Origin of the sequence: Bradyrhizobium sp. SZCCHNR1017, from assembly GCF_032381375.1 — a bacterium.
GTDB lineage: Bacteria > Pseudomonadota > Alphaproteobacteria > Rhizobiales > Xanthobacteraceae > Bradyrhizobium.
This window is the reverse complement of the sequence record NZ_JAUHIR010000002.1, coordinates 319,425-343,510: the sequence shown is the minus strand read 5'-3', so window position 1 is coordinate 343,510 and position 24,086 is coordinate 319,425. Positions and strand designations below refer to the sequence as shown.

Annotated in this window: 23 protein-coding genes and 1 tRNA gene; 10 read left to right on the top strand and 14 right to left on the bottom strand. The window is 64.4% G+C overall.

What is annotated here, in order from left to right:
- Positions 1 to 21 precede the first annotated feature (21 nt).
- Together QW863_RS07165 and QW863_RS07160 are read right to left on the bottom strand one after the other, a co-directional pair.
- Positions 22 to 552, bottom strand: coding sequence for a gamma carbonic anhydrase family protein (locus tag QW863_RS07165; RefSeq protein WP_315714687.1), 531 nt, complete (start codon positions 550 to 552; stop codon positions 22 to 24).
- An 83-nt stretch (positions 553 to 635) separates the two neighbouring features.
- Entirely contained in the window at positions 636 to 965 is a 330-nt protein-coding gene (locus QW863_RS07160; protein WP_009027540.1) for a DUF6949 family protein, read from the bottom strand.
- A gap of 196 nt (positions 966 to 1,161) precedes the next feature.
- Between QW863_RS07160 and QW863_RS07155 the strand changes: the two genes are divergently transcribed.
- Positions 1,162 to 1,860 carry a hypothetical protein gene (locus QW863_RS07155; RefSeq protein ID WP_315714688.1) on the top strand — a complete coding sequence of 233 codons (699 nt, stop codon included), beginning with the start codon at positions 1,162 to 1,164 and terminating at the stop codon, positions 1,858 to 1,860.
- Positions 1,861 to 2,308: 448 nt separating this feature from the next.
- Here the strand turns inward: QW863_RS07155 and QW863_RS07150 are convergent, their stop codons facing one another.
- Positions 2,309 to 2,521, bottom strand: a complete 213-nt coding sequence (locus QW863_RS07150) for a DUF3126 family protein (protein WP_006611186.1) — start codon at positions 2,519 to 2,521, stop codon at positions 2,309 to 2,311.
- A 266-nt stretch (positions 2,522 to 2,787) separates the two neighbouring features.
- The gene (cysE, locus tag QW863_RS07145) at positions 2,788 to 3,618 is read right to left on the bottom strand and encodes a serine O-acetyltransferase (protein ID WP_315714689.1); all 831 of its coding nucleotides are present in this window, start codon (positions 3,616 to 3,618) and stop codon (positions 2,788 to 2,790) included.
- Positions 3,619 to 4,071: 453 nt separating this feature from the next.
- Here cysE and QW863_RS07140 point away from each other — a divergent pair, with 453 nt between their 5' ends.
- A complete protein-coding gene (locus QW863_RS07140) occupies positions 4,072 to 5,436 on the top strand; it encodes a hypothetical protein (protein WP_409977901.1) in 1,365 nt (454 codons plus the stop codon).
- Positions 5,437 to 5,557: 121 nt separating this feature from the next.
- On the opposite strand, the gene QW863_RS07135 is transcribed toward QW863_RS07140, so the two are convergent.
- Together QW863_RS07135 and QW863_RS07130 are read right to left on the bottom strand one after the other, a co-directional pair.
- Entirely contained in the window at positions 5,558 to 6,307 is a 750-nt protein-coding gene (locus QW863_RS07135; protein ID WP_315714691.1) for an alpha/beta hydrolase, read from the bottom strand.
- A gap of 147 nt (positions 6,308 to 6,454) precedes the next feature.
- Positions 6,455 to 7,606, bottom strand: a complete 1,152-nt coding sequence (locus QW863_RS07130; RefSeq protein WP_409977892.1) for a hypothetical protein — start codon at positions 7,604 to 7,606, stop codon at positions 6,455 to 6,457.
- A gap of 292 nt (positions 7,607 to 7,898) precedes the next feature.
- Here QW863_RS07130 and QW863_RS07125 point away from each other — a divergent pair, with 292 nt between their 5' ends.
- Both QW863_RS07125 and QW863_RS07120 read left to right on the top strand, forming a co-directional pair.
- Positions 7,899 to 8,141, top strand: coding sequence for a zinc-finger domain-containing protein (locus QW863_RS07125; RefSeq protein WP_315714692.1), 243 nt, complete (start codon positions 7,899 to 7,901; stop codon positions 8,139 to 8,141).
- 10 nt (positions 8,142 to 8,151) lie between these two features.
- Positions 8,152 to 9,351, top strand: a complete 1,200-nt coding sequence (locus QW863_RS07120; RefSeq protein WP_315714693.1) for an FAD-dependent monooxygenase — start codon at positions 8,152 to 8,154, stop codon at positions 9,349 to 9,351.
- Positions 9,352 to 9,367: 16 nt separating this feature from the next.
- Here QW863_RS07120 and QW863_RS07115 read toward each other — a convergent pair whose 3' ends face one another.
- The 4 genes from QW863_RS07115 to QW863_RS07100 form a co-directional block, all read right to left on the bottom strand.
- Positions 9,368 to 9,820, bottom strand: coding sequence for a hypothetical protein (locus QW863_RS07115; RefSeq protein WP_315714694.1), 453 nt, complete (start codon positions 9,818 to 9,820; stop codon positions 9,368 to 9,370).
- Positions 9,821 to 10,388: 568 nt separating this feature from the next.
- On the bottom strand, positions 10,389 to 10,955 hold the full coding sequence (locus tag QW863_RS07110) for a hypothetical protein (RefSeq protein WP_315714695.1): 567 nt from the start codon (positions 10,953 to 10,955) through the stop codon (positions 10,389 to 10,391).
- Between the two features lie 40 nt (positions 10,956 to 10,995).
- The gene (locus QW863_RS07105) at positions 10,996 to 11,391 is read right to left on the bottom strand and encodes a hypothetical protein (RefSeq protein WP_315714696.1); all 396 of its coding nucleotides are present in this window, start codon (positions 11,389 to 11,391) and stop codon (positions 10,996 to 10,998) included.
- 522 nt (positions 11,392 to 11,913) lie between these two features.
- Positions 11,914 to 12,957, bottom strand: coding sequence for a transporter (locus QW863_RS07100; RefSeq protein WP_315714978.1), 1,044 nt, complete (start codon positions 12,955 to 12,957; stop codon positions 11,914 to 11,916).
- 903 nt (positions 12,958 to 13,860) lie between these two features.
- Here QW863_RS07100 and QW863_RS07095 point away from each other — a divergent pair.
- The 5 genes from QW863_RS07095 (at position 13,861) to QW863_RS07075 (ending at position 19,627) form a co-directional block, all read left to right on the top strand.
- Positions 13,861 to 16,347: an arylsulfatase gene (locus QW863_RS07095; RefSeq protein WP_315714697.1), complete on the top strand. Its 2,487-nt coding sequence runs from the start codon at positions 13,861 to 13,863 to the stop codon at positions 16,345 to 16,347.
- A 214-nt stretch (positions 16,348 to 16,561) separates the two neighbouring features.
- Positions 16,562 to 18,043: a DUF1254 domain-containing protein gene (locus QW863_RS07090; protein ID WP_315714698.1), complete on the top strand. Its 1,482-nt coding sequence runs from the start codon at positions 16,562 to 16,564 to the stop codon at positions 18,041 to 18,043.
- A 26-nt stretch (positions 18,044 to 18,069) separates the two neighbouring features.
- The gene (locus QW863_RS07085; protein WP_315714699.1) at positions 18,070 to 18,522 is read left to right on the top strand and encodes a DUF2721 domain-containing protein; all 453 of its coding nucleotides are present in this window, start codon (positions 18,070 to 18,072) and stop codon (positions 18,520 to 18,522) included.
- 107 nt (positions 18,523 to 18,629) lie between these two features.
- The gene (locus tag QW863_RS07080) at positions 18,630 to 19,562 is read left to right on the top strand and encodes a hypothetical protein (RefSeq protein WP_315714700.1); all 933 of its coding nucleotides are present in this window, start codon (positions 18,630 to 18,632) and stop codon (positions 19,560 to 19,562) included.
- Positions 19,541 to 19,627, top strand: a tRNA-Leu gene (locus tag QW863_RS07075). The genes QW863_RS07080 and QW863_RS07075 overlap by 22 nt, the downstream gene beginning before the upstream one ends.
- Positions 19,628 to 19,663: 36 nt before the next feature.
- Here the strand turns inward: QW863_RS07075 and QW863_RS07070 are convergent.
- From QW863_RS07070 to QW863_RS07055, 4 genes are all read right to left on the bottom strand, one after another.
- Complete coding sequence (locus QW863_RS07070; RefSeq protein ID WP_315714701.1) at positions 19,664 to 20,389, bottom strand: Crp/Fnr family transcriptional regulator; 726 nt, start codon at positions 20,387 to 20,389, stop codon at positions 19,664 to 19,666.
- Positions 20,390 to 20,654: 265 nt separating this feature from the next.
- Positions 20,655 to 21,314 (bottom strand): glutathione S-transferase family protein, encoded by a 660-nt coding sequence (locus QW863_RS07065; protein WP_315714702.1) that lies wholly within the window; start codon positions 21,312 to 21,314, stop codon positions 20,655 to 20,657.
- A 31-nt stretch (positions 21,315 to 21,345) separates the two neighbouring features.
- Positions 21,346 to 21,831 carry an SRPBCC family protein gene (locus QW863_RS07060; protein WP_315714703.1) on the bottom strand — a complete coding sequence of 162 codons (486 nt, stop codon included), beginning with the start codon at positions 21,829 to 21,831 and terminating at the stop codon, positions 21,346 to 21,348.
- Positions 21,824 to 22,153, bottom strand: a complete 330-nt coding sequence (locus QW863_RS07055) for a metalloregulator ArsR/SmtB family transcription factor (RefSeq protein WP_315714704.1) — start codon at positions 22,151 to 22,153, stop codon at positions 21,824 to 21,826. The genes QW863_RS07060 and QW863_RS07055 overlap by 8 nt, the downstream gene beginning before the upstream one ends.
- Before the next feature lie 214 nt (positions 22,154 to 22,367).
- On the opposite strand from QW863_RS07055, the gene QW863_RS07050 reads away from it, so the two are divergent.
- Positions 22,368 to 23,771, top strand: coding sequence for a methyl-accepting chemotaxis protein (locus QW863_RS07050; RefSeq protein ID WP_315714705.1), 1,404 nt, complete (start codon positions 22,368 to 22,370; stop codon positions 23,769 to 23,771).
- The last annotated feature ends 315 nt before the right edge of the window (positions 23,772 to 24,086 follow it).

Sequence of the window (24,086 nt, the reverse complement as noted above, 5' to 3'; positions counted from 1 at the left end):
CCGACTCCATCGGCCGTGATGTCAGCCGATCTTCTTCAGACCCTTGGTGTAGCGCGGTCCCTTGGCGACATAGGCCTTGGCCGCGATGCCCATGCGCTCGACCTGCGCCGGCTCCAGCGTGCGCACGACACGCGCGGGCGCGCCGACGATCAGCGAGTATTCCGGAAAATCCTTGCCCTCGGTGATGATGGCGCCGGCGCCAACGACGCTGCCGCGGCGGATATGCGCGCCATTCATGATGATCGAGCCCATGCCGATCAGGGCATCATCCTCGACGGTGCAGCCGTGCAGGATCACGTTGTGGCCGACGGTGACGTTGCGGCCGACGCGTAGCGGGAAGCCAGGATCGACGTGACAGGTGGCGTTGTCCTGGATGTTGGAGCTCTCGCCGATCTCGATCCAGTCATTGTCGCCGCGGATCACCGCGCCAAACCAGACCGTGACCTCCTTGGCGAGCTTCACCCGGCCGATCACGGTGGCATTGTCGGCGATGTAGTAGTTGCCGTCCGCCGGCAGCTCGGGCGCCTGCCCGTCGAGTTCGTAGATGGCCATCGAGGTCTCCCGTTCGCAGGCGACCTTGGCACAGCCCCCGGAGCGATTTCAAGCAAGCGCCGCTGCGGCGCCCGGCACGGGAACTAGGCCAGCACGCCCGCGGCGCGCAGCGTCATCACCACGAAGGTGCCGCACATCATGCTCCAGAAGCCGGCGATCACGGTCGCCAGCATCACGAACTCGAAGCGACGGCGCTCGATGCGGGCGCCGCGCAGCGTGTTGCGCATGATGATGAAAGGCGCGGCGAACACCAGGAATGGCACCGCGGCGAACCGCCGGGGCGTGACGCCCTCCTGCAGCAGCTCGAATCCCGGCGGACGTTCGGCATAGGCCTGGTAGCCGCTCGCCAAGGCGCCGGCCAAGGCGAAACCGATGAGGAGCGAGAACAGGGAATTGAACGCCTCTGCCGACATCGTACGCACTCACACACTTGCAGAACTGACCGATGCTGGTTTGGCAAAAAGCGACCGCGCCCGCCACATTATCCTTAAGGAAGGGTTAATGGCGGCCGCGGCCGGTGCGCGGCTCCCTGCAGGTAAGTTTCTGCAGAATGCCGCATCGCCATGGCATAGTCGGCGCTGATTCGGTCCTTGAGATCCCCTGCCCGCCATGACGATGTTTTCGGTCCGCAGTGCCCGCCCTTCGAACGGACATGGCCATGCCGTGCCGATCATCCTGGGCTGCGTGCTGGCGGCGGCGGCAATCGCGCTGGTCGCCTACCTGCTCTGGCCGACCTGGCGCGCCGGCACCTTCAAGGGACCCGAGCGCCTGCCGGTCAGCATCGGCGGCACCGTGTTCAACGTGCCGGCGGCCGCCATCCGGGTGAAGATCCAGCGCCATACGGGGCCGCAGGAGCGCGTCGATCTCGGCTTCGAATATCCCTCGCTCACGCCGCCCGAGGCGCCGCATCACGTCAGCGCCGACCAGATCGATCAGGCGCCGCACCCGATCGATCGCATCTTCGTCTCGATATCGGCGCATCACGACGCGATGTCGCCCGAGATGCGACTGAAGACGATCTATCCGCGCTATCTCAATCCGACGGCCGTGCCGGTGCAGGACGGATTGAGCATGCGAAGCTTCCGCGCGGGCACAGCGTACGACATGGAGGATCTGTTCACGGCCGAGCAGCCTTTGCTGGTCGCCCGCTGCACGCGTGATGCCGCCACGCCGGGCATGTGCCTCAGCGAGCGCCGCGTCGAGGGCGCGGATCTCGTGTTTCGCTACCCCCGCAGCTGGCTGTCGCAATGGCAGGACGTGGCGAGCGCGATGGAGCGGCTGACTGCGCAGATGCACGCGGTGAAGTAGGTCGTAGGCAATCGTTGAAATCGTGGCCCGGATGAGCGCAGCCCGCGCACGGACGTCGAATGTGAGAGCTGCCAAACTCTCTCCGATCGTCATTCCGGGGCACGCGAAGCGTGAGCCCGGAATCCATACTCACGAGCGGATGTTGGGGCGACCACATGCGCCACGGCCATCGCGCGTCTCACGCCGTCCTGGGGCTATGGATTCCGGGCTCGCGCTTCGCGCGCCCCGGAATGACGGCGTGGATGGAAGCTGGGCTCATCCGCGGACGGATTGCGTGCTGACAGCGTGTGCGTAAGCACGCTGGAGCCGGTCTGCGGGAGCTGCTCTCTCAACCCGCGCGAGCGCGCCCCTGGGCGCGCCTGCACCACGATTCGTTCTGGCAACGCCGCCATCTTCGCAAGCGTCCCCGCATGCGCTTCGCGCTCATGCGGGCCGCTGCATCCGGCAACTACTCGACCAGATCGTCTTCCAGGATCGCCATCTGGAACTGGAACGAGCGGTCGTCGTCCTCGTCGTCGACGAACAGCACGCCGATGAACTCTTCGCCGATATAGACCTCGGCGGAGTCTTCCTTCTTCGGCCGCGGCACCACACGGATCTTGGGATTGCCGAACACGCGCTTCAGATACGCGTCGAGCTTCCTGACTTCCTGAACGTCCACGGTGATCTCCAATCGACAGCGAGGTTTGCAGATGATGCGGACGTTGCAGCGCGAACGTCCGTGTCCTTATGAGTTCGACATTCCAGCCCATCGATCGAGGCAAGACGAGCCGGCGATGTCGAACGACCTGAAAGGGACGCCGTGGATCTCACATTCACTCCGCCAAGACAAACGGCGGATCGTCAAATCCACGGACGCCAATGTGTTCGCACGAATTTCCCTGGATGAGAAGGTCTTGACTTCGCTGTCGCCGACGCGCTCGCGGCTCAGATCCCGATCGCGTTGATCATCTGATCCATGGTGCGCGACGGCTCCGCACAACCGGCCTCGCCGACGATCTTCGCCGGCACGCCTGCGACGGTGACGTTGTTCGGCACCGGCTTCACGACGACTGAACCGGCGGCAATGCGCGCGCAATGACCGACTTCGATGTTGCCGAGCACCTTGGCGCCGGCGCCGATCAGCACGCCGTGACGAATCTTGGGATGCCGATCCTCGTTCTCCTTGCCTGTGCCGCCGAGCGTCACGCCGTGCAGAATCGAGACGTTGTCCTCGATGATGGCCGTTTCGCCGCAGACGAAGCCGGTGGCGTGATCGAGGAAGATGCCGCGGCCGATGCGCGCCGCCGGATTGATGTCGGTCTGGAACACCGCCGAAGACCGGCTCTGCAGATAGAACGCGAAATCCTTGCGGCTCTTGCGGTACAGCCAATGCGCCAGCCGGTGCGTCTGCAGCGCGTGAAAGCCCTTGAAGTAGAGCAACGGATCGATGAAGCGCGTGGTGGCGGGATCGCGATCGTAGACGGCGACGAGATCGGCGCGAAACGCATGGCCGAGGTCCGGCTCGTCGCGCAGCGCGTCGTCGAAGGTCTGGCGGATCAGGTCGCCCGACAGCGCGGAATGATCGAGACGATCGGCAACCCGGTGCACGACCGAATCCTCGAGACGGCCGTGGTGCAGAACGGTTGAATAGATGAAGGTCGCAAGCTCGGGCTCGCGACGCACGATCTCTTCTGCCTCGTGGCGGATCCGATCCCATATCGGATCAAGCGTCGCCAGCTTGCTGCCCTGCTGCGGATTGGTCTGATGCATAGCCATGGCTGCTTCTCGCAGTTTCAGTGGGCGGGCCTTATAGCACGGCGCATGGAACGATGTCCTCAGCGGGCTGCGCGAGGCCGGGGATCCATTCCAGCCAGCCTGCCTCCCAGAGAACACGGGATTGAGACATTTCCGTTACGCCCCGCCGGTGACGTCCCGGTTGCGCCGCCATGCCATTCGGCACCGCGTCGGCTCAAGGTGGGCAGCAGGAACCCAAAATCAAGACGATCACCGGGGAAGCAATCCGTTCCCGCCCCCTGGAGCACCCTGCGGGAGGGCGGGTGGGGCGGATACCGGTGGCTGCGGCAAAAAGGAACCACCCGGAGGATCGAAGGCCGGCGGCCCCCCGTTCGATCACGGGATCGGCTTTACCATCCATCGCTCTGCGTCTACTAGTGAATATCGCCCTGACCATACTTCGGCCACGGTGCTCCTGATCGGGGGGACACGGGTATCAGTAACACTCAGATCCTGGACGAACGCGCGACCGAGGCCGGATTGGCCTGGCTCCCCGTCATCGTCATCCCGCTCTTCCTGGTCGCGCCGGCGCTGTGGAACGGCTACCCGCTGCTGCAGTGGGACACCGGGGGCTATCTCGCGCGCTGGTACGAAGGCTATCTGGTGCCGAGCCGCTCGACCGTGTTCGGGCTCTATCTGCATTGGGGCGAGGGCTCGAGCTTCTGGCTCAATCTCGGCCTGCAGGCGCTGGCGACGCTGTGGATCCTGCAGCTCACCTTGCGCCTGCTGGGACTGGCCCAACCGCTGCGACTGCTCTGGATCGGCCTGCTGCTGATCCTGACCACCGCCCTGCCCTGGCTCGCCAGCATGCTGCTGACCGACATCTTCGCTGGCCTGTCGGTGCTCGCGCTCTACATCATGGTCACTCAGGCGCGCCGGACCACCGTCCTGGAAAAGTGCGCGCTGTTCGGCTTCGTCGCCTTCGCCTCCGCCACCCACAGCGCTACGCTGGGCGTGCTGTTCGGCCTGTGCTGCGCCGGCTGGATCGCCTATCCCTGGCTGCGCCGGCAGATCGCGCTCTCCGGCCTGGTCCAGGCCAGCATGACGATCGTCGCGGGTGCGGCGATGCTGCTCGCGGCCAACTTTGCCCTGTCCGGCCAGCTCGCGTGGACGCCGGGCGGTACCGGCGTCGCCTTCGGCCGCATGCTCCAGGACGGCATCGTGGCGCAATATCTGAAGGACCATTGCGCCCGCGAGAAGCTGAAGCTCTGCCCCTATCGCAACGAGCTGCCGCCCACCGCCGACGACTTCCTGTGGGGCAACAGCATGTTCAACAAGCTCGGCCGCTTCGAGGGCATGAACGACGAGATGGGCTTCATCGTGAAGCGGTCGCTCGCGGCCTACCCGCTGTGGCAGGCCAGGGCCGCCGCGGTCGCCACCGCCGAGCAGCTGGTGCATGTGGCGACCGGCGAGGGCACCAACGGCTGGCTGCCGCACACCTATGGCATCATCGAGCGCTACGTCCCCTCGCAGGTCAAGAAGATGCGCGCCGCACACCAGCAGCACTGGGAGATCAGTTTCGCCGTCATCAACTGGCTGCACGTGCCGGTCGCGCTGGCCTCGATGCTGGCGGCGGCGGCGATCGCAGCGCACGCGATCTGGCGCCGGCGGCGCGACGACGTGGCCCTGCTCGCCATCACCGTGACCCTGGCGCTGCTCGGCAATGCCGTGATCTGCGGCGTCATCTCCGGCCCGCATGACCGCTACGGCGCCCGGATGGTGTGGATCGCCACCTTCACCGCGCTGATCGCGGCGGCGAGGTGGTTCAGCGGCGAGCGTGTGGACGGCTCCGCCGCATGACGCCCCCGTAGCCCGCATCAGCGACAGCCGGCGCCGCAAGGCGTCGGGATAGCGACATGCGGGGTCTCGCGCGCTGTGCCGGAGACCCCGGGGGGTCGCTGCGCTCGCCCGGGCTACGGCTTCAGCGCCGTGACAGAAAGTCGATCACCCCGGCCTTGTAGACCTTGTCGCCGACCGCGCGCATGTGATCGCGATTGGGGATATCGAGCACTTCGGCACCGGGGATGAGCGCGCCGAGCGCCGGACCGGAGCCCGACACTTCGTCGGCCGTGCCGACCGCGACCAGCACCGGCACGGCGATACGGCGGGCGTCGTCGCGCGAGATCAGGCCGCGCGAGCCGCGCATGCAGGCGGCCAGCGCCAGACGGTCCGAGCGGGTCTGGTCGGCGAAGGCGCGGAAGGTGCGGCCCACGGGATCGGTCACGTTATCGATCGAGGGCGCCTCGAGCGCGGCGGCGACGTTCTCGCCGGGACCGCCGCCTTCGATCATCGCCATGCCGATGCCGCCGAAGATCGCCGAACGCAGCCGCTCTGGCGCGGTCAGCGCGATATGCGCGGCGATGCGGCCGCCGAGCGAGTAGCCCATCACGTCGGCGCTGGCGAGGCCGAGATGATCCATCAGCGCCGTGACGTCGCTCGCCATCTCCGCGATCGAATACAGCGTGGGGTCGTACAGCTTGGCCGAATCGCCATGGCCGCGGTTGTCGAGCGCGATCACCCGGCGGCCATCCTTGCGCAATTCGGAGATCCAGGCCGGATAGACCCAGTTGACGTTCTTGCTCGAGGCAAAGCCATGGACGAGCACGATCGGATCGCCCTCCCCCTCGTCGATGAAGGCAATTTCAACGGCGCCGTTGTGAAAGCTCGGCATCGGTCGCGAATCCCGGAACGCTGGAGTGAAGCTGGTCGGACGAAGTCTAGATCATGATGCGATTCCACGGAATCGCATCATGATCTTATCCCTTTGTTTGAGCATGATCTTTTCGGAAAACCGGCTTCCACTTTTCCGGATCATGCTCTAGCCGCAGGACGCGGTTGCGGCCAGTTCGGGAGCGACGGCCGCGGCCTGCATCCGGCGCAGGCGGCGCCGCCGGCTCCGGTCGAGCCAGGCCTGGGTGGCCCGCTCGGTCATCGCCTTCAGCGATGCGACGAAGCTGAGCAGCGTCATCAGCGCGCCGAACAGCCAGAGCGCGAGATTGAATGCCCCCGCGGTCAGCAGCAGCGCGCCGCGGCCGAGCAGCTTCAGGATCGCCCGCGTCTGCCCGCCCTTGGCCTCCGCCAGGCGGGCCGCGCGGGCGATGTCCTTCGGTCCTTCGGCGAGCTTGAGCGAATCCAGTGCGCCGCGCGTGCCGGCCTTTTCGGTGATGCGGCCGACATCCTTGGCGAGCCGCACCAGCGCGCCGGCCTTCTCGGCGCGGAACGCCGCCCGGATCGCGGTCGCGGTCTGGCCCGGACGAAGCACCGAGCCCGAGGCCACCGCCTGCTGCAACAGCGGCGCATCGACCACCTCGCGCGCGGAGCGTCCCGCCCAGGCGGCGAGCCCCTCGCCGAGCCGGCCAACCTTTCGCGCATCCTTCACCAGCGTCAGCCCGGCCCGCACTGGCGCGGCGGTGCCGGCCGAGGCATAGGTTGCGGCGGTGACGGCAAGACCGGCCGTGGCCAGGCCCAGCACCAGGCGGTCGGTCTCCTCGCCCATCACCAGATGCTTGCCTTCGCGGACCGCGTCGCGGATGTCGCCGAACACGAAGAGATCGCCGGCCACCGTGCCGGACAGGCTCGCGACGTCGTCGGCCTGGCCGGTGACGAGCCCGGTCGCGAACCGCTTGGCAACGCTGGCCGGCGCCTTCTCGGCGGCCACCGCATCGCTCACGCGCTGCACCAGCACCTCGTCGAGCGCGACCTGCTGATCCCGCGCGAGCGCGACGAAGCTCTCCGCGAGATCTGGATCGCCGGCGGCGAGCGCGTCCTCGATATTGCCGATGATCCGCGCCGGATCGTTCTGCAGAACGGACGCGATCTGAAGCTCCGACAGCCTCGCCGGATCGTCCTGCGCCACGACGATGGCTCCGGCCCCATAGGCGTGCGGCCATATCGCAGCGCCGACCGCGGCGCTCACGGCGAGCCCGGCCAGCGCCAGACCGAGTCCCAGCTTGATTCGCTTCGAGATCACGCCGCCTTCACGTTTTCGCGGGAACGATGCGGAGAGACATAGTAATTCCCGTGCCTGGCACAACGGCCCCGACGAAAGAAGGGCTTCTCGGCGGCCCTGAGTTTGTGTCGAATCCACAGGCCACAACATAACGGCGTGCGTTGCACCAAACGCGGGTTCCCAGCACTAGGAATTGGCCTTAAGGCTCAGTATGGTCGCGCCGTTTTCGACGCGCGCGGCCGTGCGACCTCAGTTCCGTCCCGCTCCGTCGTGCTGACCGCATACGCTCCCGTTGCCACGCGAGGTGATACCGATGGCCGATAACATCGTCCCGCATTTCAACAACGATGCCGGAGTCCCCGTCATCGAGATCGGCTCGCATGAGTTCATGTGCGTGGGCGCCAATCCGCCGTTCGATCATCCGCACGTGTTCCTCGATCTCGGCAACGACAAAGAGATCATCTGCCCGTACTGCTCGACGCTGTACCGCTATGCGCCGGACCTCGCCGCCGGCGAGGCGCGGCCGCCGGAATGCGTGCTGAAGGACGTCGCCTGATCGGCGTGTCGTGGCATCGCGTACCGTCTATGTGGCGGGGGCCGGAATTGGCGGCCTGACGGCTGCGCTCGCGCTCGCCACCAAGGGCTTCCGCGTCGTCGTGCTGGAGAAGGCCGAACGGCTCGAGGAGGTCGGCGCCGGCCTGCAGCTCTCGCCCAACGCCAGCCGTATCCTGCTCGATCTCGGCCTGGGGCCGCGGCTGACCGCGCGTGCCGTGGTGCCCGACGCCGTCAGCATCATGAGCGCGCGGGCCGGCGGCGAGATCGCCCGCCTGCCGCTCGGCGAGGCCGCGAGCCAGGCGGCTGGCGCGCCTTATTGGGTGATCCACCGCGCCGATCTGCAGGCGGCGCTGGCCGCGGAGGTGATGGCGCATCCGGACGTCGAACTGCGGCTCGGCTGCCAGTTCGAGGACGTCGCCGCCCACGCTAAGGGCCTGACCGTGGTGCATCGCCGCGGCAATGAGCGCCGCCAGGACGTGGCGCTGGCGCTGATCGGCGCCGACGGCGTGTGGTCGGCGGTCCGGCACCACCTGTTTCCGCAGGTCCGCGCCGAGTTCTCCGGCCTGATCGCCTGGCGTGGCACGCTCGACGCCCGGCAATTGCCACGCGAATTGACGGCAGCGCGGGTGCAGCTCTGGATGGGCCCCGAGGCCCATCTCGTCGCCTATCCGATTTCGGCCGGCCGCCAGGTCAACGTGGTCGCGGTGGTGCCGGGGACCTGGAACCGGCCGGGCTGGAGCACGGAGGGTGATCCGAGCGAGCTCAAGGCGGCGTTCGCGCCGCCGCGCTGGCCCGCGACGGCGCGGCTGCTGCTCAATGCGGTCGACGGCTGGCGCAAATGGGCGCTGTTCGGCGTCCCCGAAGGCATCGAATGGACCGAGGGCAGCGTCGCGCTGCTGGGCGACGCCGCGCACGCCATGCTGCCCTTTGCAGCGCAGGGCGCGGGAATGGCGATCGAGGACGCGGTGGTGCTCGCCAAGTGCCTGAGCGAGGCGCGCCCGGACGGTCCGGGCGCGATCCCGGCTGCGCTGAAACGCTACGCCAAGCTGCGCCGCCCGCGCGTCGGCCAGGTGCAGCGCACCGCACGCAATCAGGGCCGCCTCTATCACATGACCGGACCGCTGGCGCTGGCCCGCGACCTCAGCATCAAGGCGCTCGGCCCGCAGCGCCTGTCGGCGCGGCAGAGCTGGATCTACGACTGGCGGCCGTAGGCGAAGTGGCCCGGTCTCAGTAGACCGAGCCGTCCCGCGGCAGGGTCGACGGCGTACCCGCACCGGAGGCCATCGGCCGCGCGGGACGCGCCGGCTTGACCGGCTTGCCGGATTTCGCAGCAGCCGGCTGCGGCGCCGGGGTCTCCTGGCACTTGTTGCGGCGCCAGGCCTCCTCGGCGAACTGGGTCTGGCCACGGATCGCGATATAGTCGTTGCGATAGGCGACCTCGGCCACCACCGCGCCGCCGGCTCCGGTCTCTGCCTTGGCCATCAGGCCCTGCAGCTCGGCTGCGCGCCCGGCCAGCGCCTTGCGCTCGGCCTCGAGCTGCTTGCAGTCATAGAGCTCATACTTGGCCGGATCCGCGAAGGCGGTCGACACGCTGTCGCTCATGCCGGCGCAGCCCGACAGCAACGATCCCACCCCCAGCAGTCCCGCGGCCAGCGCGACGCGAAGCCGATCGCTGGTCATGCAGCCTCGACCGTGCGGCGGCGTCGAGCCATGGGCTCGATCATGGGCCGATCGGCCGCGGACATCGGCCCGAACGGCGGCAGCATTCGTCTCTGCGATGGTCCTCGGATTCGTCACGCTCACCTCGCCCAACGACCGGCCCGCAAGGGATGCGGATCCGAATCGGATTCTCGTGATGGGTCCGTGCCTTACAACGGCCGCTTCGTCCATGTCTTGCACCACGTGATCCCAGACTTGGCAAAGCGCTTCAACGCGAAGGCATCTCAAAGCAGCTGGTGACGGCCGGATTGAGGCTTTACCAAGGCGCTCGCGCTGGCTTGAGCAGGAGCTTCGTCAGGCACGCCATTGCCGGACGCTTACGGTTTTCACCTTGATCCGGTCCCTTTCATGGTGCGGGCGGTCAATCGGTTTCGACACCATCCCCTCTTATCCCTTGCTGCGGGCGGCGGGACAGGTCGGCCCCGATCTCGCCGCGCCCAAGGGAGCGACGAGGAGGCCGCCCGAGCGAGAGAAACAAGCTTCGGGGCGGGACGGCGGCGCCGGCCACAGAGCGCCGCCGTTGGCGAGATCAGCGATCGGCATCACCGATGCGAATATAGATGCGCGATCCATTGCAGATCTGAGCGTACTGGTTGCCATCGGAACGGCTGACCAATTGGACGATCGGCGCGGGCTGGGCGAATGTGATGGTCCGCGCGCCCTCGCTGATCACCCCAGTCGCATCTGCAACGTCGGCGACTTGCGTCAGCCCGGCGATCGGGCCGGTCAGGATCGTGTGGCTGTACGTGCCCGGCACCGCCTTGAGCAACACCCTCTCATCGGAGGTGATCGTGTAGGTGAACTTGTATGAGGTAACGCCGGTCTCGCCTCCGCCGGTGTCCACCGAGAAGTCCTGGACATCCATCATCCCGGTGCCATCCGCGCGAAGCACCATGACGCCTTCGACGGTGAAGGAAAAGAGCTTCAGCGGGCCGCCCTTTGGCGTGAAGTTCGAATTGAATCCGACAGCGGCCGGATTCCGGATGCACAACGATTTGCCAGCTAACGCATAGGTTCCGCGTAGACTTGCATGATCATTCGCAGACGCGGCCGTGCTTGCCGTCGCAGCGGCGGCCAAAATAAGAAAGCGGTGCATATGGTTTCCTCCCCGATCCGAACAATGGCTCGCCCTTACATCAGCGGTCGTCGTCGCTGAGGCGGGTCATGATGAGAGATCCATTGCAGATCCGGGCAAACTGGGTGCCATTGGAACGACTGACCGTCAGGACGGTCGGCGCGGGCGGAGCGAGGACGATGGCCCGTGCTTCTTCGCCGATGAATCCGCTGGTGTCGGGAACATCGACGACTTGCGTCAACCCGGCGTTCGGTCCGGTCAGGGTCGTGGAGCTGTACGTACCTGGCACCGCCTTGACCGACAGCTTGCCACCGGGGTCGATCGAGTAGGTGATCTGGTACGAGATATCGCTGGTCGTCCCTTCGCCGGCGTCGACCGTGAAGGACCGGTTGTTCACCGTGCCGGTGCCGTCGGCGCGAAACACCATGACGCCGTCGACGGTGGTGGCGAAGAACACGACCGGACCCTTCGGCAAGAAGTTCGAATCGAATCCGATCGACGCCGAGTTCTGGATACAGTCCGATGCGCCCGTCATCGCATAGGTCCCGTGAAGCCGACTGGGGTGATCATGAGCAAACGCCGCCGCGCTTGCAGTGATACCGACGAGGACCAGAATAGAAGAGCGATGCAAAATAGCCTCCCTGATCGAATGATCGCCCTTGCGTGGGCTGGAGGTACCATATGCCGCAAAGATGACGATTAGTCGTTGTTAGTCACAAAGCTGCAAAAATAGCGCCACACCCGCAAGAGTTGAATACTCTGCGGCAATTTCTCATGCGAACAGCTCGACTCCAGCAGGCGCAATCTTCACATCAGTCCCCGCTCCTCGTGCATCCACAACCAGCCGTGCCGGATCCGAGGTCGTGTCACCGGTGGTGGTGTAGCTAGCGGTGGCGCAGCGCGTTCGCCGGGGAGAGCCGGGCAGGTCAGCTGGCGATTGCCGGAGGCGGGAGCTGGGCCGCCACGGCTCATCAAAGCCTTATTTCGTTATCATCCGCCTCGGTGGCGCGGTCGGTGTTGGTGCTGCCGGCGAGATGACAAACGTCACCCAGGCGTTCCAGCCGTCAGGCCGGTTTTCCGCGGCAAATTCCTTGTAGGCCTTGAAGTTGAGGTAGCCTTGCATGTCACCAACCGGGAAGATAAACCCGACCTGCGGGCCGACACCCGCGACCTGCGAGCGGAAGCAGCCGACGCGATCGCCGGAGCCGCTATCGCAGCCAAGTTGCTTGTAGACGTAGCCCACCAGCCCGATCTGGACCTGCTTGCTCAGGAATTGCGAAGCGCCCCAGTCGAAGTGCATGTCGACGCCGCTTTGATACTGCGTGTCAGGATTTGTGAAATTGTAGGTGAAGCCTAGCACGCCGGAGAGCTCATGTCCGCTCTGTGGATTGAAATAGGTGTAGCCGCCGCCCGCATCGATCGTCCCATGCCCGATCCCGATATTGGCGAGGCGCGTGGACTGGTAAGCGCCGACAGGGATGTCACCCATCACATAGGTCATGTAGTTGTTGACGCCCGCGTTCCAGCGCAGTGCGAACTGGGGGATCAAATCGCCGAAGCCAGTGATGGAATCGCTGACGGAATCAAAGCGCGAGAACGGAATTGAGCCGCCCGGTGTTGAAAGCGAGCCCGTCACCAATCCATTGAGCGAGGTTGTATTTGCGCCGTAGATTCCGATCAGGCTTGCAGACGCCTGACCACCGAGAACCGGTGTCGCGAAGACGTAGGTCGCGTTCAGCAGGCCAAGATCGACGTTCGCATTGACGTTTGCGTTCAAGGTAGCTGTCAGATTCGCAGGAATACGGCCGATCTGGATCTCACGAGCGCGCGCCACGTCCCTGCCGGCAGACACTGAGGTATGATAGTAAATTGACGCAGCCGACCAACCGGGCTGCTGAGGCGTGGCGGCAAGGCTACCGAATGTGCCCGGAATCCAAAAGCTGATGCCGCTCTCATCTGCCGAGACAATCGTCGGTACTGATGCAATGGTCGCAAATGCAATAGCGCCAAGCGCCCTCGTCATTCTCATGGCAATCTCCTGCCGAACCACGACCCTCGCTCATAGTGAGTGACGAGCATGATGCTGACAGTATGACAGGCCGTACTGCGCCGGGCGATAGCCGTCACGATGACAGGGAACAATTTGCAACCGGATGTTGCAAGTGGAGCACAGTGTCGCGCTGGTCCGCCGCTTAGCAAAGAATTGCTGTTTGTTCCTAGGGAAATTCACGCGGCTCTCTAAGAGACAGGACAGCCTCGCGCGTGATCATGAGAGAAACCAAGACAAACCTTGTCGCCGTTTGGGAAAGTGCCTTTTGGTTTCTCGTCTTTCAGGAGGCAGTTGCCAGCTACATCCATAGGGCCACGCGGCCTCCGCACAGCCATCTCCCAGGTCAAGACGATTGCCCTACTCGAGACGATCGCTCTTGATCGCAAGCCGATGCTTCGCAGAAAGCTTCTGCCAAGAAACCAACGAAACTGCTGCAACCAAGGTGATCGCGAGCGCGGCGCCGACGACGGGATGATTGAGCTTGTAAGCGAGCATAGCGTATCGCTGTCGATCCAGGAAGACCAGGAAAGCTTGCCCTTGACGGTTCGAGACTCAGAAAATGTTCCCCATTGATTTCGCCCAAGGTCCGTTATTCGACTTGTTCGGTGCAGCACGATGCCGAGCGTGTGCGCGTGTCCTGCTCTTCAATATTTCTTCGATATTTGATGGCTCTTTGCAGATGCCTGACCGGCGTGAGACATCGGCAGGTCCATACAATAGATGAGCGTGCCCCGCTGGTTAGCACAGCCAGGCGATCGCATCTGCCCGTAGGCGCCTTCGCGCGTGGGTTGATCTGCGTCAACGTCGCTCCTTGCGCCGTCCTAGAGGATCACAAGCATCTGCGCGGTTGCGCGCACCTCTTGGGGAGGGCCTGCGATGAATTTTCGTGCGATTGCTTCCATATTGTTTTTGACGTCGGCGATATCCGCCCCCGCGTTTGCACAGCAAGCGCAACCGACTACGCCGCCGCTCGGCTCCCCGGCCGCGACCATCACCATTCCGGGCGACCAGCTTCCACCGCCACCGCCGAAATTCGGCGGCACGATCACGGAGGATGCGAAGACCTCGAAGCCGTGGTGGCCTCCGACGGTCGTGCCGCGTAAAGGTGCGCCGAACGTTCTGCTGATCATGACCGACGATTCCGGTTATGGCGTGCCGAGCACATTCGGCGGGGTGATCCCAACGCCAACGCTCGATCGCATCGCCAAGAATGGCCTGCGCTACACCCAATTCCACTCGACGGCGCTCTGCTCGCCGACGCGAGCGGCTCTGATCACCGGTCGCAACCATCACTCGGTCGGCTTCGGCCAGATCAGTGAACTGGCGACTGGATATCCGGGCTATGACTCGGTCATCGGTCCGGAGAACGCGACTATCGGCCGGATTCTGAGCGACAACGGATATGCCACATCGTGGTTCGGCAAGAACCACAACACGCCGTCCTTCCAATACAGCGCGGCCGGTCCGTTCGACCAATGGCCGAGCGGGATGGGCTTCCAGTACTTCTACGGCTTCATGGGTGGCGAGACCGACCAGTGGACGCCGTACCTGTTCCGCGACCACACCCCCGTTTACCCGTGGGTCGGGAAGAAGGGCTACAACCTGATCACCGACATGGCGGACGACGCGATCCGTTACATGAAGGAACTTGACGCCGCGGCGCCCGAGAAACCGTTCTTCGTCTACTACGTACCTGGCGCGACCCATGACCCGCACCAGCCAACCAAGGAATGGATCGACAAGATCAGCAAGATGCACCTGTTCGACCAGGGCTGGGAGAAGTTGCGAGACCAGATCTTCGCCAACCAGAAGCGATTGGGCGTGATTCCCGCAAACACGCAGCTCACGCCGTGGCCGGACGTCTTGCCGAAGTGGGATTCGCTCTCGGAGGTGAAGAAAAAGATCGTCATTCGCGAGGCCGACGTGTTCGCGGCCTATACCGCCTATGTCGACGATGAGATCGGCCGGGTGATCCAGGCCGTCGAAGACATGGGCAAGCTCGACAACACGCTGATCATCTACATCAACGGCGACAACGGCACGAGTTCGGAAGGCTCGATGATGGGTACGCCAAACTGGCTGACGGTCGCCAATGGCGTGCTCGATTTGCCGGAGGTCGAGTATCTTCGATATTACGAATCCTGGGGTTCGGACCAGACCTATCCGCACATGGCCGTGCCGTGGGCGTGGGCGTTCGACACGCCCTTCAAGTGGACCAAGCAGATCGCGTCGCATTTCGGTGGGACGCGGCAGGGTATGGCTATCTCGTGGCCCGGCCACATCAACGATGTCGGAGGCATTCGCCCCCAGTTTCATCACGTGATCGACATCGTGCCCACAATCCTTGAGGCGGCCGGCATCAAGGCGCCCGACATGGTCGACGGCATCAAGCAGAAGTCCATTGAAGGCGTTAGCATGGCGTACACGTTCGACAAGGCAAATGCCAACGCACCGTCGAAGCGCACGACCCAGTACTTCGAGATGTTCGCCAACCGCGGCATTTACCACGAAGGCTGGTACGCCGCCACCACACCACCCGAGCCGCCGTGGCTTGTCGGCACGAAGGCGCTGCCGCCGGTCGAGCAGTACAAGTGGGAGCTCTACAACCTTGCCGAGGACTTCTCGCAGGCGGACGACCTTGCGGCGACGAATCCCGAGAAGCTCAAGGAACTGCAGGCGGTGTTTGCGGCGGAGGCGAGCAGGTACCAGGTGTTTCCGCTGGATAACTCGGTGCTCCCGCGACTTCTCACGCCGCGGCCGAGTGGGACGGCAGGGCGAACGGAGTTCACCTATGTCGGTGAGAACGCTGACATTCCGATTGCCAATGCTCCCAGCCTCCTGAACAGGGACTACACGATCACAGCCGAGATCACCGTGCCCAGTGGCGGTGCCGAAGGGATGATCGCTACAATGGGCGGGAGGTTCGGTGGCTACGGCCTTTACCTGCTCAAGGGCAAACCGGTCTTCGTCTACAATCTTCTCAATCTCAAACGTTACCGCTGGGAGGGCGGCGTTGGAGCCGATGACTGGCTGGGCCAGGCGCTCAGTCCGGGTAAGCACAAGATCGTCTTCGACTTCAGATACGATGGACCCGGACTCGGCAAAGGCGGCAGCGGTGTCCTTTCGGTTGACGGCCGAGTGCTGTCGCAACAAAAAATGGAACACACGATTCCATTCATGATGGCGATCGATGAATCCATGGACGTTGGGCTCGATACCCGCACCGCGGTCGATGATAGCTATACGCTGCCATTCCGATTCACCGGCAAGATCGACAAACTGACCTACAACATCAAGCCGGAACAGTTGGCTGAGGAAGATCTCAAAGCCATGCAGAAGGCCGCGACCAAAGCAAACGACTAGCCCTGGTCAGCAAAGCAGTGGGGAGCGAAAGCTCCCCACCCTCAGAACCCGAAATGTTCCGGGTCTCGCATCGGGGATAGTCGCTTATATGGACCTGCCATCCGCGTCATCTGGGGTGGCCTCCCTCTTCGACGGCTTGCGACCGAAAGACGGGACGTTCCGAGCTTAGGTCAAACATGGGTCGAGCGGCGCGCTAATGAAAAGGAGATCGCTCATGAATTCTTCTGCTGGACAGGAAGGCATTTCGCTTCATCGCCGCTGCCTGCTCACGACCGCACTCGGTGCCGGGCTGGGCACAGCCTTGTCATCCACAAGAAGCGAGGCGGCCGGCCCGCTGCTGCGCGCACTCGGCGACCTGAAGGGCGATGTCGAGGAAGAACTGGCGTATGTTCTTGCGTTGGAATGCTATGTCTACGGCTTTCCGCTTGTCATGATGGACGCAACCCGAGCGGTGATGACGGCCACGTCGAAGTCCGAACAGTATAAAGCGCCTGTCAACCAGTTCGGCAGGATGCGGACTTATGTCGATCCGGATTTCAAAGACTGCGTCCGCATCAGCGTCAACTCCCTCTGGGCGTTTTCATTCATCGACCTGGACAAGGAGCCGTTCGTCTATTCTCAGCCCGACACTCAGGGGCGATACATCATCATGCAGGCGCTCAACATGTGGACCGACGATTTCGCCTCGGCGGGCAGTCGGACGACCGGAACTGGCGCCGGAAACTTCCTGATCGCCGGCCCCAAATGGAACGGTATTGCGCCCAATGGCATCAAGCAAACGTTCCGATCGACGACGCGCTACGCATCTGTTCTGGTCCAGATCGCATGCGACAGCCCCAAGGAGTTCGTTGCAATCAACAAGCTGCAGGATGAATTGCAACTGACGCCGCTCAGCGCCTGGGGCAAGTCCTACACGCCACCCTCCGATGTGCCGATCGACACCAGTGTCGATACAACGGCGACGCCGTACGATCAGGTGCGGCTCATGACCGGTGAGATGTTCTTCAAGCGCCTCGCCGCTGCGTTGAAGGACAACCCGCCTTACCCTGACGACGCCAAGACTATCGACAAGCTCAAGCGCATCGGGATCGAGGTCGGCAAGGACTTTGAACCGTCCAAGCTCGATCCAGCCGTTCTGCGGGGGATCAACCGGGCGCCGGCCGAGGTCTGGTACAAGCTGGAAACAGGCCCCTACACTGCGCCGACCGTGAACGGCTGGCAGGGCGCGCTGAATATCGGTCGCTTCGGTACCGACTACACCACGCGGGCATTCATCGCCTGGTTTGGATTGGGCGCGCTGACGTCGGACGATGCGGTCTATCCAACCGCCTTTGTCGATGGCGACGGCAACGTGCTGGACGGCGCGGCGAAGTATGTTCTCCATCTGGAGAAGGACGAGATATTCCCCTCCGAAGTTGGGGTCTGGTCGGTCTCGCCCTATCGCGAGAATTTCTATGTTCGGAACGCGATCAACCGCTACGGCATCACTTCGGCGATGCCGATCAAATACAATCCAGACGGCTCGCTCGATATCTACATCCAGGCGCAATCACCAGGCGGCGACAAGGAAACGAATTGGCTTCCGTGTCCGCCGAGCCTGCCATTCAATCTCAGCGTCAGGGTCTATCAGCCCAAGACTGCCCTTAAGGACGGGACGTTCAAGATCCCGCCCGTCCGGCGCGTTCGCGACACCTGAAGAACTTGCAAGGACTGCGCGAGGAGATGGACAGTGTAATCCAGTTGGTGCCGGTAACGCCTTCAATCGACCAACTGGCACGGATCATCGGCAACGTGGCGGCCCCGGCTTTCCTGCTGGGAGCCGTCGCGTCCTTCATCTCGGTTCTTATTTCCCGCATCAACCGTGTGGTCGACCGGGCCCAGTTCCTTCACGGCATCACCGATGATGATGCTTCAAAGGCTTACCTCAAGACGGATATTCCCCGGCTGCGGCACCGGGCTTCGCTCCTGAACAGGTCGCTGTTCTGCTCCATCCTTTCTGCGATCCTCACCGCCCTCATCATCATCGTTGCCTTCATCAGCGCCCTGTTCAATGTTGCCCACGAATATGGCGTGGCGCTGCTATTCATGGCTGCGCTGCTGACGTTCTGCGCTTCTCTCATCGACCTCGCCCGCGAAACCCGAATTGCACTTCACGACAACGACCTGCGCGTGTAAGTCTTCCAGGGCAGTCGAGGGGTGATCGGATGTGACGAAGAGGTCTCGGAAGAACCGCGGGCGTCACAAGCCCGACTCCTGCTCAACGCTCCGCGCCAACATTCCGCTTGCGGACTGCCGCGCTGTTGGCAATCGGGTCGGGTGCGCTGTTTCCTCTGCTTGCAAGCGGGCTGTCCTGGTTCAAGACGCCGGATACCTCGTCTCAGCCGACCAGCGTAGCAGAGCTGAGCTTTGTCGGCAGCCAAGCGTGCAGCGGCTGCCATCAGGCGGAGACAGGGCTATGGCAAAGCTCGCAACATCGCCACGCTATGGATCACGCGAACGACACGTCGGTCCGCGGCGACTTCAACGATACCGCGTTCGAATATGCCGGAACGCGCTCGCGCTCCTTCCGCAAAGACCGGAAATTCTTGGTCGAGAAGGCCCGCAAGGCCGATCCCAACGCTAACCGCGAGTGGGAGCCAGAGGAGTGGCAATTCGCGCGCGAGAACGCTCCGCTCGAGATCAAGATTTGCCTGTTCCTCGCACGTTACAAGACGCGCACGAACGACAAATTCGTGAACCTACCGGTGCTGCCCGAGTTGCAGGCCTTCATGGGCGAGCTGAAGGTGCAGCGGGCGAACAGGCTGATCGCTGTCCGCGACGACGGGACGGTGTGGCCGTCCGAGAAGGAGATGCAGACCCGGGTGAGCCACTGGCTGCGCGACCGGGAGCGCGCCGGCCACAATGGCGCCGGCACCACGCTGCACGGTCCTGCGCGTGTCCTACGCTGCTTGGTGGAGGCGCAACGGCGCCAACACCGGCGAGGTGGCCGATCTGATCGGCGACGAGCCGGAACGCATGGGCGCCCACTATACCCGGCACGTCGAGGCCGAGCAGAACATCATCCGAGCATTCAGCAGGATCAAAGACGGTCAGGACAAGGCGTGAACGGGTTTTGTAACCGAAATGGAAACGCAAGGGTTCGATTGGAAAACATTTGCCGGCCTGGAACGAAAAAGCTATGGAAATCAATAGGGCGGACGTGGCGGAACGGGTAGACGCAAGGGACTTAAAATCCCTCGATGGCAACGTCGTGTGGGTTCGAGTCCCACCGTCCGCACCAGCCCTGTGCACGCCCCGCTCGGCCGCCCTGCCCGGCTCAGTTCAACGCCGCCAGCCGCTCGAGCTCGGCGAGATCGGTGACCTCCAGCCTGCCCTCCGAGATCGTCAGGATCTTGCGATCGCGAAACAGCGCCAGCACGCGGCTGACATGGACCGAGGTCAGGCCGACGGCGTCGGCGATGTGCTGCTGCTTCAAGGGAAACGGATAGCGGTGGTGCTGGACCACACCGTCCACCGCGACGCGCCGCATCAGGCTGAGCAGCAGATGCGCGATCCGACGCTCGGCCGGACGCTGGCCGAGTACGGTGATGAGCTCGTAGGAGGCCCGGCCGTTGTCGCCGAGAGAGCGGAACACCTCCATCATGACCAGCTCGTCGGCGCGGCACTGCTTGCGGACCTCCTCGCCATCCAGCCGGCTGACCTGGACCTGGGTCAATGCCTTGGCCGAGAAGCTCATGCCTTTGGCGAAGATCGCCGCCGGCGAGAAGATGTCGCCCGGCAGCAGGAAGCGCAGGATCTGGCGGCCGCCATCCGACAACTGGATGTAACGGAATGCCCAGCCGCTGCAGAGCACGAGCACATCGTCGCGCGCCTCGCTCTGGCATTTGATCTGCTGGCCGGCCCGGACGGTGAAGAACTGCTGATGGAGCCGCGGCAGGGCCGACTGCTCCCGGCAGGCCTTGAAAAGCGCGGCACAGAATCCGGAATCGACGTGGGTGCAGGAGACGCAGCAGCCGGGGAGATCGGGTTCTGATCGCAGCATCAAGGGGTGCGCGCGCTTGCGTCCAATCCGTCCCGCCGACCCGGCTTCGTCATTCGGTCATCGGGACGCTGTGGCGGTCGATCGGGGGCGGCGGATGCCGAGGCCCTTCGACCTACGTCGCAGCTAAAATGGAACCGGCCCGCCGCGATATAACCTGGATTAATCACGCGGCTGAAAGTCGCGTATCCATGCCGACGGCCGTCGCAGCGCGATCGCTCGCTTGGGCTTTGGATCTCACCCGAAGCATCATTGACGCCGCACGCGCCTACGCCGCCTGCGCTCGCGCCGTCAGCTCCGCCATGGTGGTGGACTTGAAGCTCGGTCGCGCCTCCAGCCGTTCGATCCAGGCGACGAGGTTGGGATGGCCGGCGGTCAGCTCCGCCCATTCCGGCGTCAACGACAGGAAGCTCGCCTGCGGCGCGACCTGCAGATCGGCCAGCGACAGATGATCGCCGACCATGAACGGCTGCTCGCCGAGCAGCCGCGACAACTCGGCGATGACAGTTCTCGCCTGCGGCATCGCGCGTGCGATCGCGACCTCATCGGTGGTCGTGCCGAAGAATTGCGGACCGACGATGCGCTGGAAGAGGATGACGTTGCACACGCCCTGGAACAGGTACCAGTCGCTGATGTTCATCACCTGGTCCATGCGCGCGGCCTGCCTGACATCCGCGGGCGTCAGTGCCGGCTCGGGCAGCACACGATCGAGATAGCGCAGGATCGCCTGGGTCTCGTACAACACGAAGCCGTCATGCGCGAGCACCGGCACGCGCCCGAAGGGATGACGCGCCAGATGCGCCGCGCCCTTGGAGTCGCCCGGCGCCAGCGCCGCGAGCCGATACGGCGCGCCTTTCTCCTCCAGTGCGATCAGCACGCTGCGCCCGAACGGGCTCCCCGGCACGGAATGGACGACGAACTCGGACATCACGATCTCCCCCACGCTGATGATGAACTCCTCACGATGACGCCGGCGGCCGCTCGGCCTCGGCCACGAAGCGCTGCAGCAGCCCCGGCCAGCCGCCGTCGACATCCCGCCGCATCGACGCGCCGGCCTCGCGGCCCATGGTTTCGAACTTGTGGTGCAGCAGCTCGACGCGGGTCACGTCCGGGCCCTCGGCAACGAATTGCACATCGACCTCCGAGCGCATCGCCGCATCCGGCCTCCACTGCGCATCGACCTGCCACAGCATGACGAAGCGACGCGGCGGCTCCCACAGCGTGATGGTCGCGACCGTGGTCGCCGTGCCGTCCTCGGCGATCTCGAGCCAGTGGCCGCCGAGCTTCGGCTCCAGCAGCACCTTCTCGATCGGCTTGCGGCCGACCCCATGCGTATGCGGCCACCAGCGCGTCAGGCCGCGCGTGAACACGTCGAAGGCATGATCGATCGGCGCCCGGACATGGACGAGCTTCCGCACCGGCGCGATCACGACACCCTCACTCATCGATCCCCCCTTTCGTCTGTCGATGCGTGCGCTCCGCCTCGATCTTGAAGGCGAGCAGCGCGTCGTCCCAGAAGCTGTCGAGCCAGTCGCGCAGCTCGGCCAACCCCTCACGGCGCAACGCGTAGATGCGGCGCACGCCTTCGCTGCGTTCCTCGACCAGCCCGGCATCCTTCAGCACCTTCAGATGCTGCGAGACCGCCGGCCGCGACACCGGCATCCCGGCCGCGATCGCATGGACCGGCCGCGGTCCACCGCGCAGCCGTTCGAACACCTCCCGCCGCGTCGGGTCCGCCAGCACATTCAGTGTCGTTCCGTAAGTCATGACTTACTGTGAGCCACTACTTACATAAACGTCAAGGCGGCAGGCCGGAGAACGCGAGAGCCCCGATCCCTGCAGATCTCGCCACCGCCGGTTGCAAGGAGAAACCCGCCATTAACCATAACCGAACCAGGGTGGAACCAACGGTTGCCGGCGTCCGGGCGGGTTGTGCGACGTCGCTCAGGCTGGCCGGGGCTCGCCATCAATGAGAGGCACGATGCTGGGATTCCGCCGAAAGAACGAACCATCGGACGCCCCGCTTGCGTCCGACACCTCCGCACACGACGCCTTCCAGGACGCGCTGGCGCAGTGCCTCGGTGACTGGGCGGACGGCAAGCTCAATCGCGATACCGGAGGCGTCGATGCTGCCGCGCTGCGCGCCCAGCTCAAGCCGCAACTGATCGAGGCCATCCATCGTCTCGGCACCGCGCTCGCGGCCCGCGCGTCCCAGGATCTCGATTCCGTCGTCGACATCTGCATCAACAGCAACGAAGCCTCGATCAGCGCGGCGCGCCTGATCGGCGCCTCCAACAATCAGTCCGAACGCTGTCAGAGTCTCGCTGCCGCATCGGTGGAGATGCAGGCCTCCGTGCACACCATCCGGTCGACGTCGACCGAAGCCGCCGCCGAGGCCGCCGCGACGCGCCAGGCCGTCGAGAACAGCGTGACCGCGGTACAACGGACGTTGCAGACCATGAACGGCATCGCCAGCTCCGTGCGCGACACCTCGGCGAAGATCGCCGATCTCAGCGCCGCCTCCGCCGAGATCGGATCCATCGTCGGCACCATCGACGCGATCGCCAACCAGACCAACCTGCTGGCACTCAATGCCACCATCGAGGCGGCGCGCGCCGGCGAATTCGGCAGGGGCTTCGCGGTGGTCGCCGCGGAGGTCAAGAACCTGTCGCAGCAGACGACCAAGGCGACGGAGGACATCAAGGGTCGTATCGAGCGGCTGCAAGCCGAGATGAGCGGCATCGTCGAGGCCATGGCCGGCGGCGCCAAGGCGGTCGAGGTCGGCATGTCCGAGATGAACGATCTGGCGCAGGCGATCGATCAGGCCGGCACCCGGACCGCGGTGGTCAGCACCAAGATGGACGAGATCTCCGGCATTCTCGCCGAGCAGTCCGCCGCAACCGACGAGGTCGCGCAGGGCATCACCATCATCGCCGATCTCGCGACCGCCAATGCCAACGAGGTGATGTCGCTCGCGGACACCATGGGCAAGACGGACGCGAAGGTCGGCAAGATGCTGGGCGAGATCGCCAAGCTCTCGCTCGACAACCAGGTGGTGAGACTGGCCAAGGCCGACCACGTGATCTGGAAAAAGCGGCTGGTCGACATGTCGGTCGGCCGGCTGCAACTGCGGGCCGACGAGCTCTCCGATCATCACACGTGCCGGCTCGGCAAATGGTACTATGGCGAAGGCGGTCGGCAATTGGCCGGGGATCCGGCATTCCGCAACCTCGAGCGCCCTCACGAGGCGGTGCACCGCCACGGCAAGGAAGCCGCGCGCCTGTTCAGCTCAGGGCGCATCGAGGAAGCGCTCAACGAGATCGGCAGGGTCGAGGTCGCTTCCAGCGAGGTGTTGGCGGCGCTGGACGAGATCAGGGCCTCATAGCTACGAGGCTGCTGCCGACGTCACGTCACTCCATCCTCGCGTCATTCCGGGGCGTGCGCAGCACGAGCCCGGAATCCATAGCCACAGGACAGGGTGTGGTGTGAGATGGCCGTGGCGCTTGTCTTCGCCACATGACGGCGCGTGGATATGGATTCCGGGCTCATCGCTGCGCGATGCCCCGGAATGACGGCGAGAGAGCCGGCCCCGTCGGCAGTCGTGTAGCCCGGATGAGCGATAGCGACATCCGGGTCTCCTCCACAGCGCGTTTGAACCCGGATGTCGCTATCGCTCATCCGGGCTGCGGCTACGGGCCGC

What these genes read in the sequence shown, in the direction of transcription:
- QW863_RS07165 (WP_315714687.1), bottom strand. Translation starts at nt 552, where the DNA reads ATGGCCATCTACGAACTCGACGGGCAGGCGCCCGAGCTGCCGGCGGAC.
- QW863_RS07160 (WP_009027540.1), bottom strand. Translation starts at nt 965, where the DNA reads ATGTCGGCAGAGGCGTTCAATTCCCTGTTCTCGCTCCTCATCGGTTTC.
- QW863_RS07155 (WP_315714688.1), top strand. Translation starts at nt 1,162, where the DNA reads ATGACGATGTTTTCGGTCCGCAGTGCCCGCCCTTCGAACGGACATGGC.
- cysE (WP_315714689.1), bottom strand. Translation starts at nt 3,618, where the DNA reads ATGGCTATGCATCAGACCAATCCGCAGCAGGGCAGCAAGCTGGCGACG.
- QW863_RS07135 (WP_315714691.1), bottom strand. Translation starts at nt 6,307, where the DNA reads ATGCCGAGCTTTCACAACGGCGCCGTTGAAATTGCCTTCATCGACGAG.
- QW863_RS07125 (WP_315714692.1), top strand. Translation starts at nt 7,899, where the DNA reads ATGGCCGATAACATCGTCCCGCATTTCAACAACGATGCCGGAGTCCCC.
- QW863_RS07115 (WP_315714694.1), bottom strand. Translation starts at nt 9,820, where the DNA reads ATGACCAGCGATCGGCTTCGCGTCGCGCTGGCCGCGGGACTGCTGGGG.
- QW863_RS07110 (WP_315714695.1), bottom strand. Translation starts at nt 10,955, where the DNA reads ATGCACCGCTTTCTTATTTTGGCCGCCGCTGCGACGGCAAGCACGGCC.
- QW863_RS07100 (WP_315714978.1), bottom strand. Translation starts at nt 12,957, where the DNA reads ATGACGAGGGCGCTTGGCGCTATTGCATTTGCGACCATTGCATCAGTA.
- QW863_RS07095 (WP_315714697.1), top strand. Translation starts at nt 13,861, where the DNA reads ATGAATTTTCGTGCGATTGCTTCCATATTGTTTTTGACGTCGGCGATA.
- QW863_RS07090 (WP_315714698.1), top strand. Translation starts at nt 16,562, where the DNA reads ATGAATTCTTCTGCTGGACAGGAAGGCATTTCGCTTCATCGCCGCTGC.
- QW863_RS07085 (WP_315714699.1), top strand. Translation starts at nt 18,070, where the DNA reads ATGGACAGTGTAATCCAGTTGGTGCCGGTAACGCCTTCAATCGACCAA.
- QW863_RS07070 (WP_315714701.1), bottom strand. Translation starts at nt 20,389, where the DNA reads ATGCTGCGATCAGAACCCGATCTCCCCGGCTGCTGCGTCTCCTGCACC.
- QW863_RS07065 (WP_315714702.1), bottom strand. Translation starts at nt 21,314, where the DNA reads ATGTCCGAGTTCGTCGTCCATTCCGTGCCGGGGAGCCCGTTCGGGCGC.
- QW863_RS07060 (WP_315714703.1), bottom strand. Translation starts at nt 21,831, where the DNA reads ATGAGTGAGGGTGTCGTGATCGCGCCGGTGCGGAAGCTCGTCCATGTC.
- QW863_RS07055 (WP_315714704.1), bottom strand. Translation starts at nt 22,153, where the DNA reads ATGACTTACGGAACGACACTGAATGTGCTGGCGGACCCGACGCGGCGG.
- QW863_RS07050 (WP_315714705.1), top strand. Translation starts at nt 22,368, where the DNA reads ATGCTGGGATTCCGCCGAAAGAACGAACCATCGGACGCCCCGCTTGCG.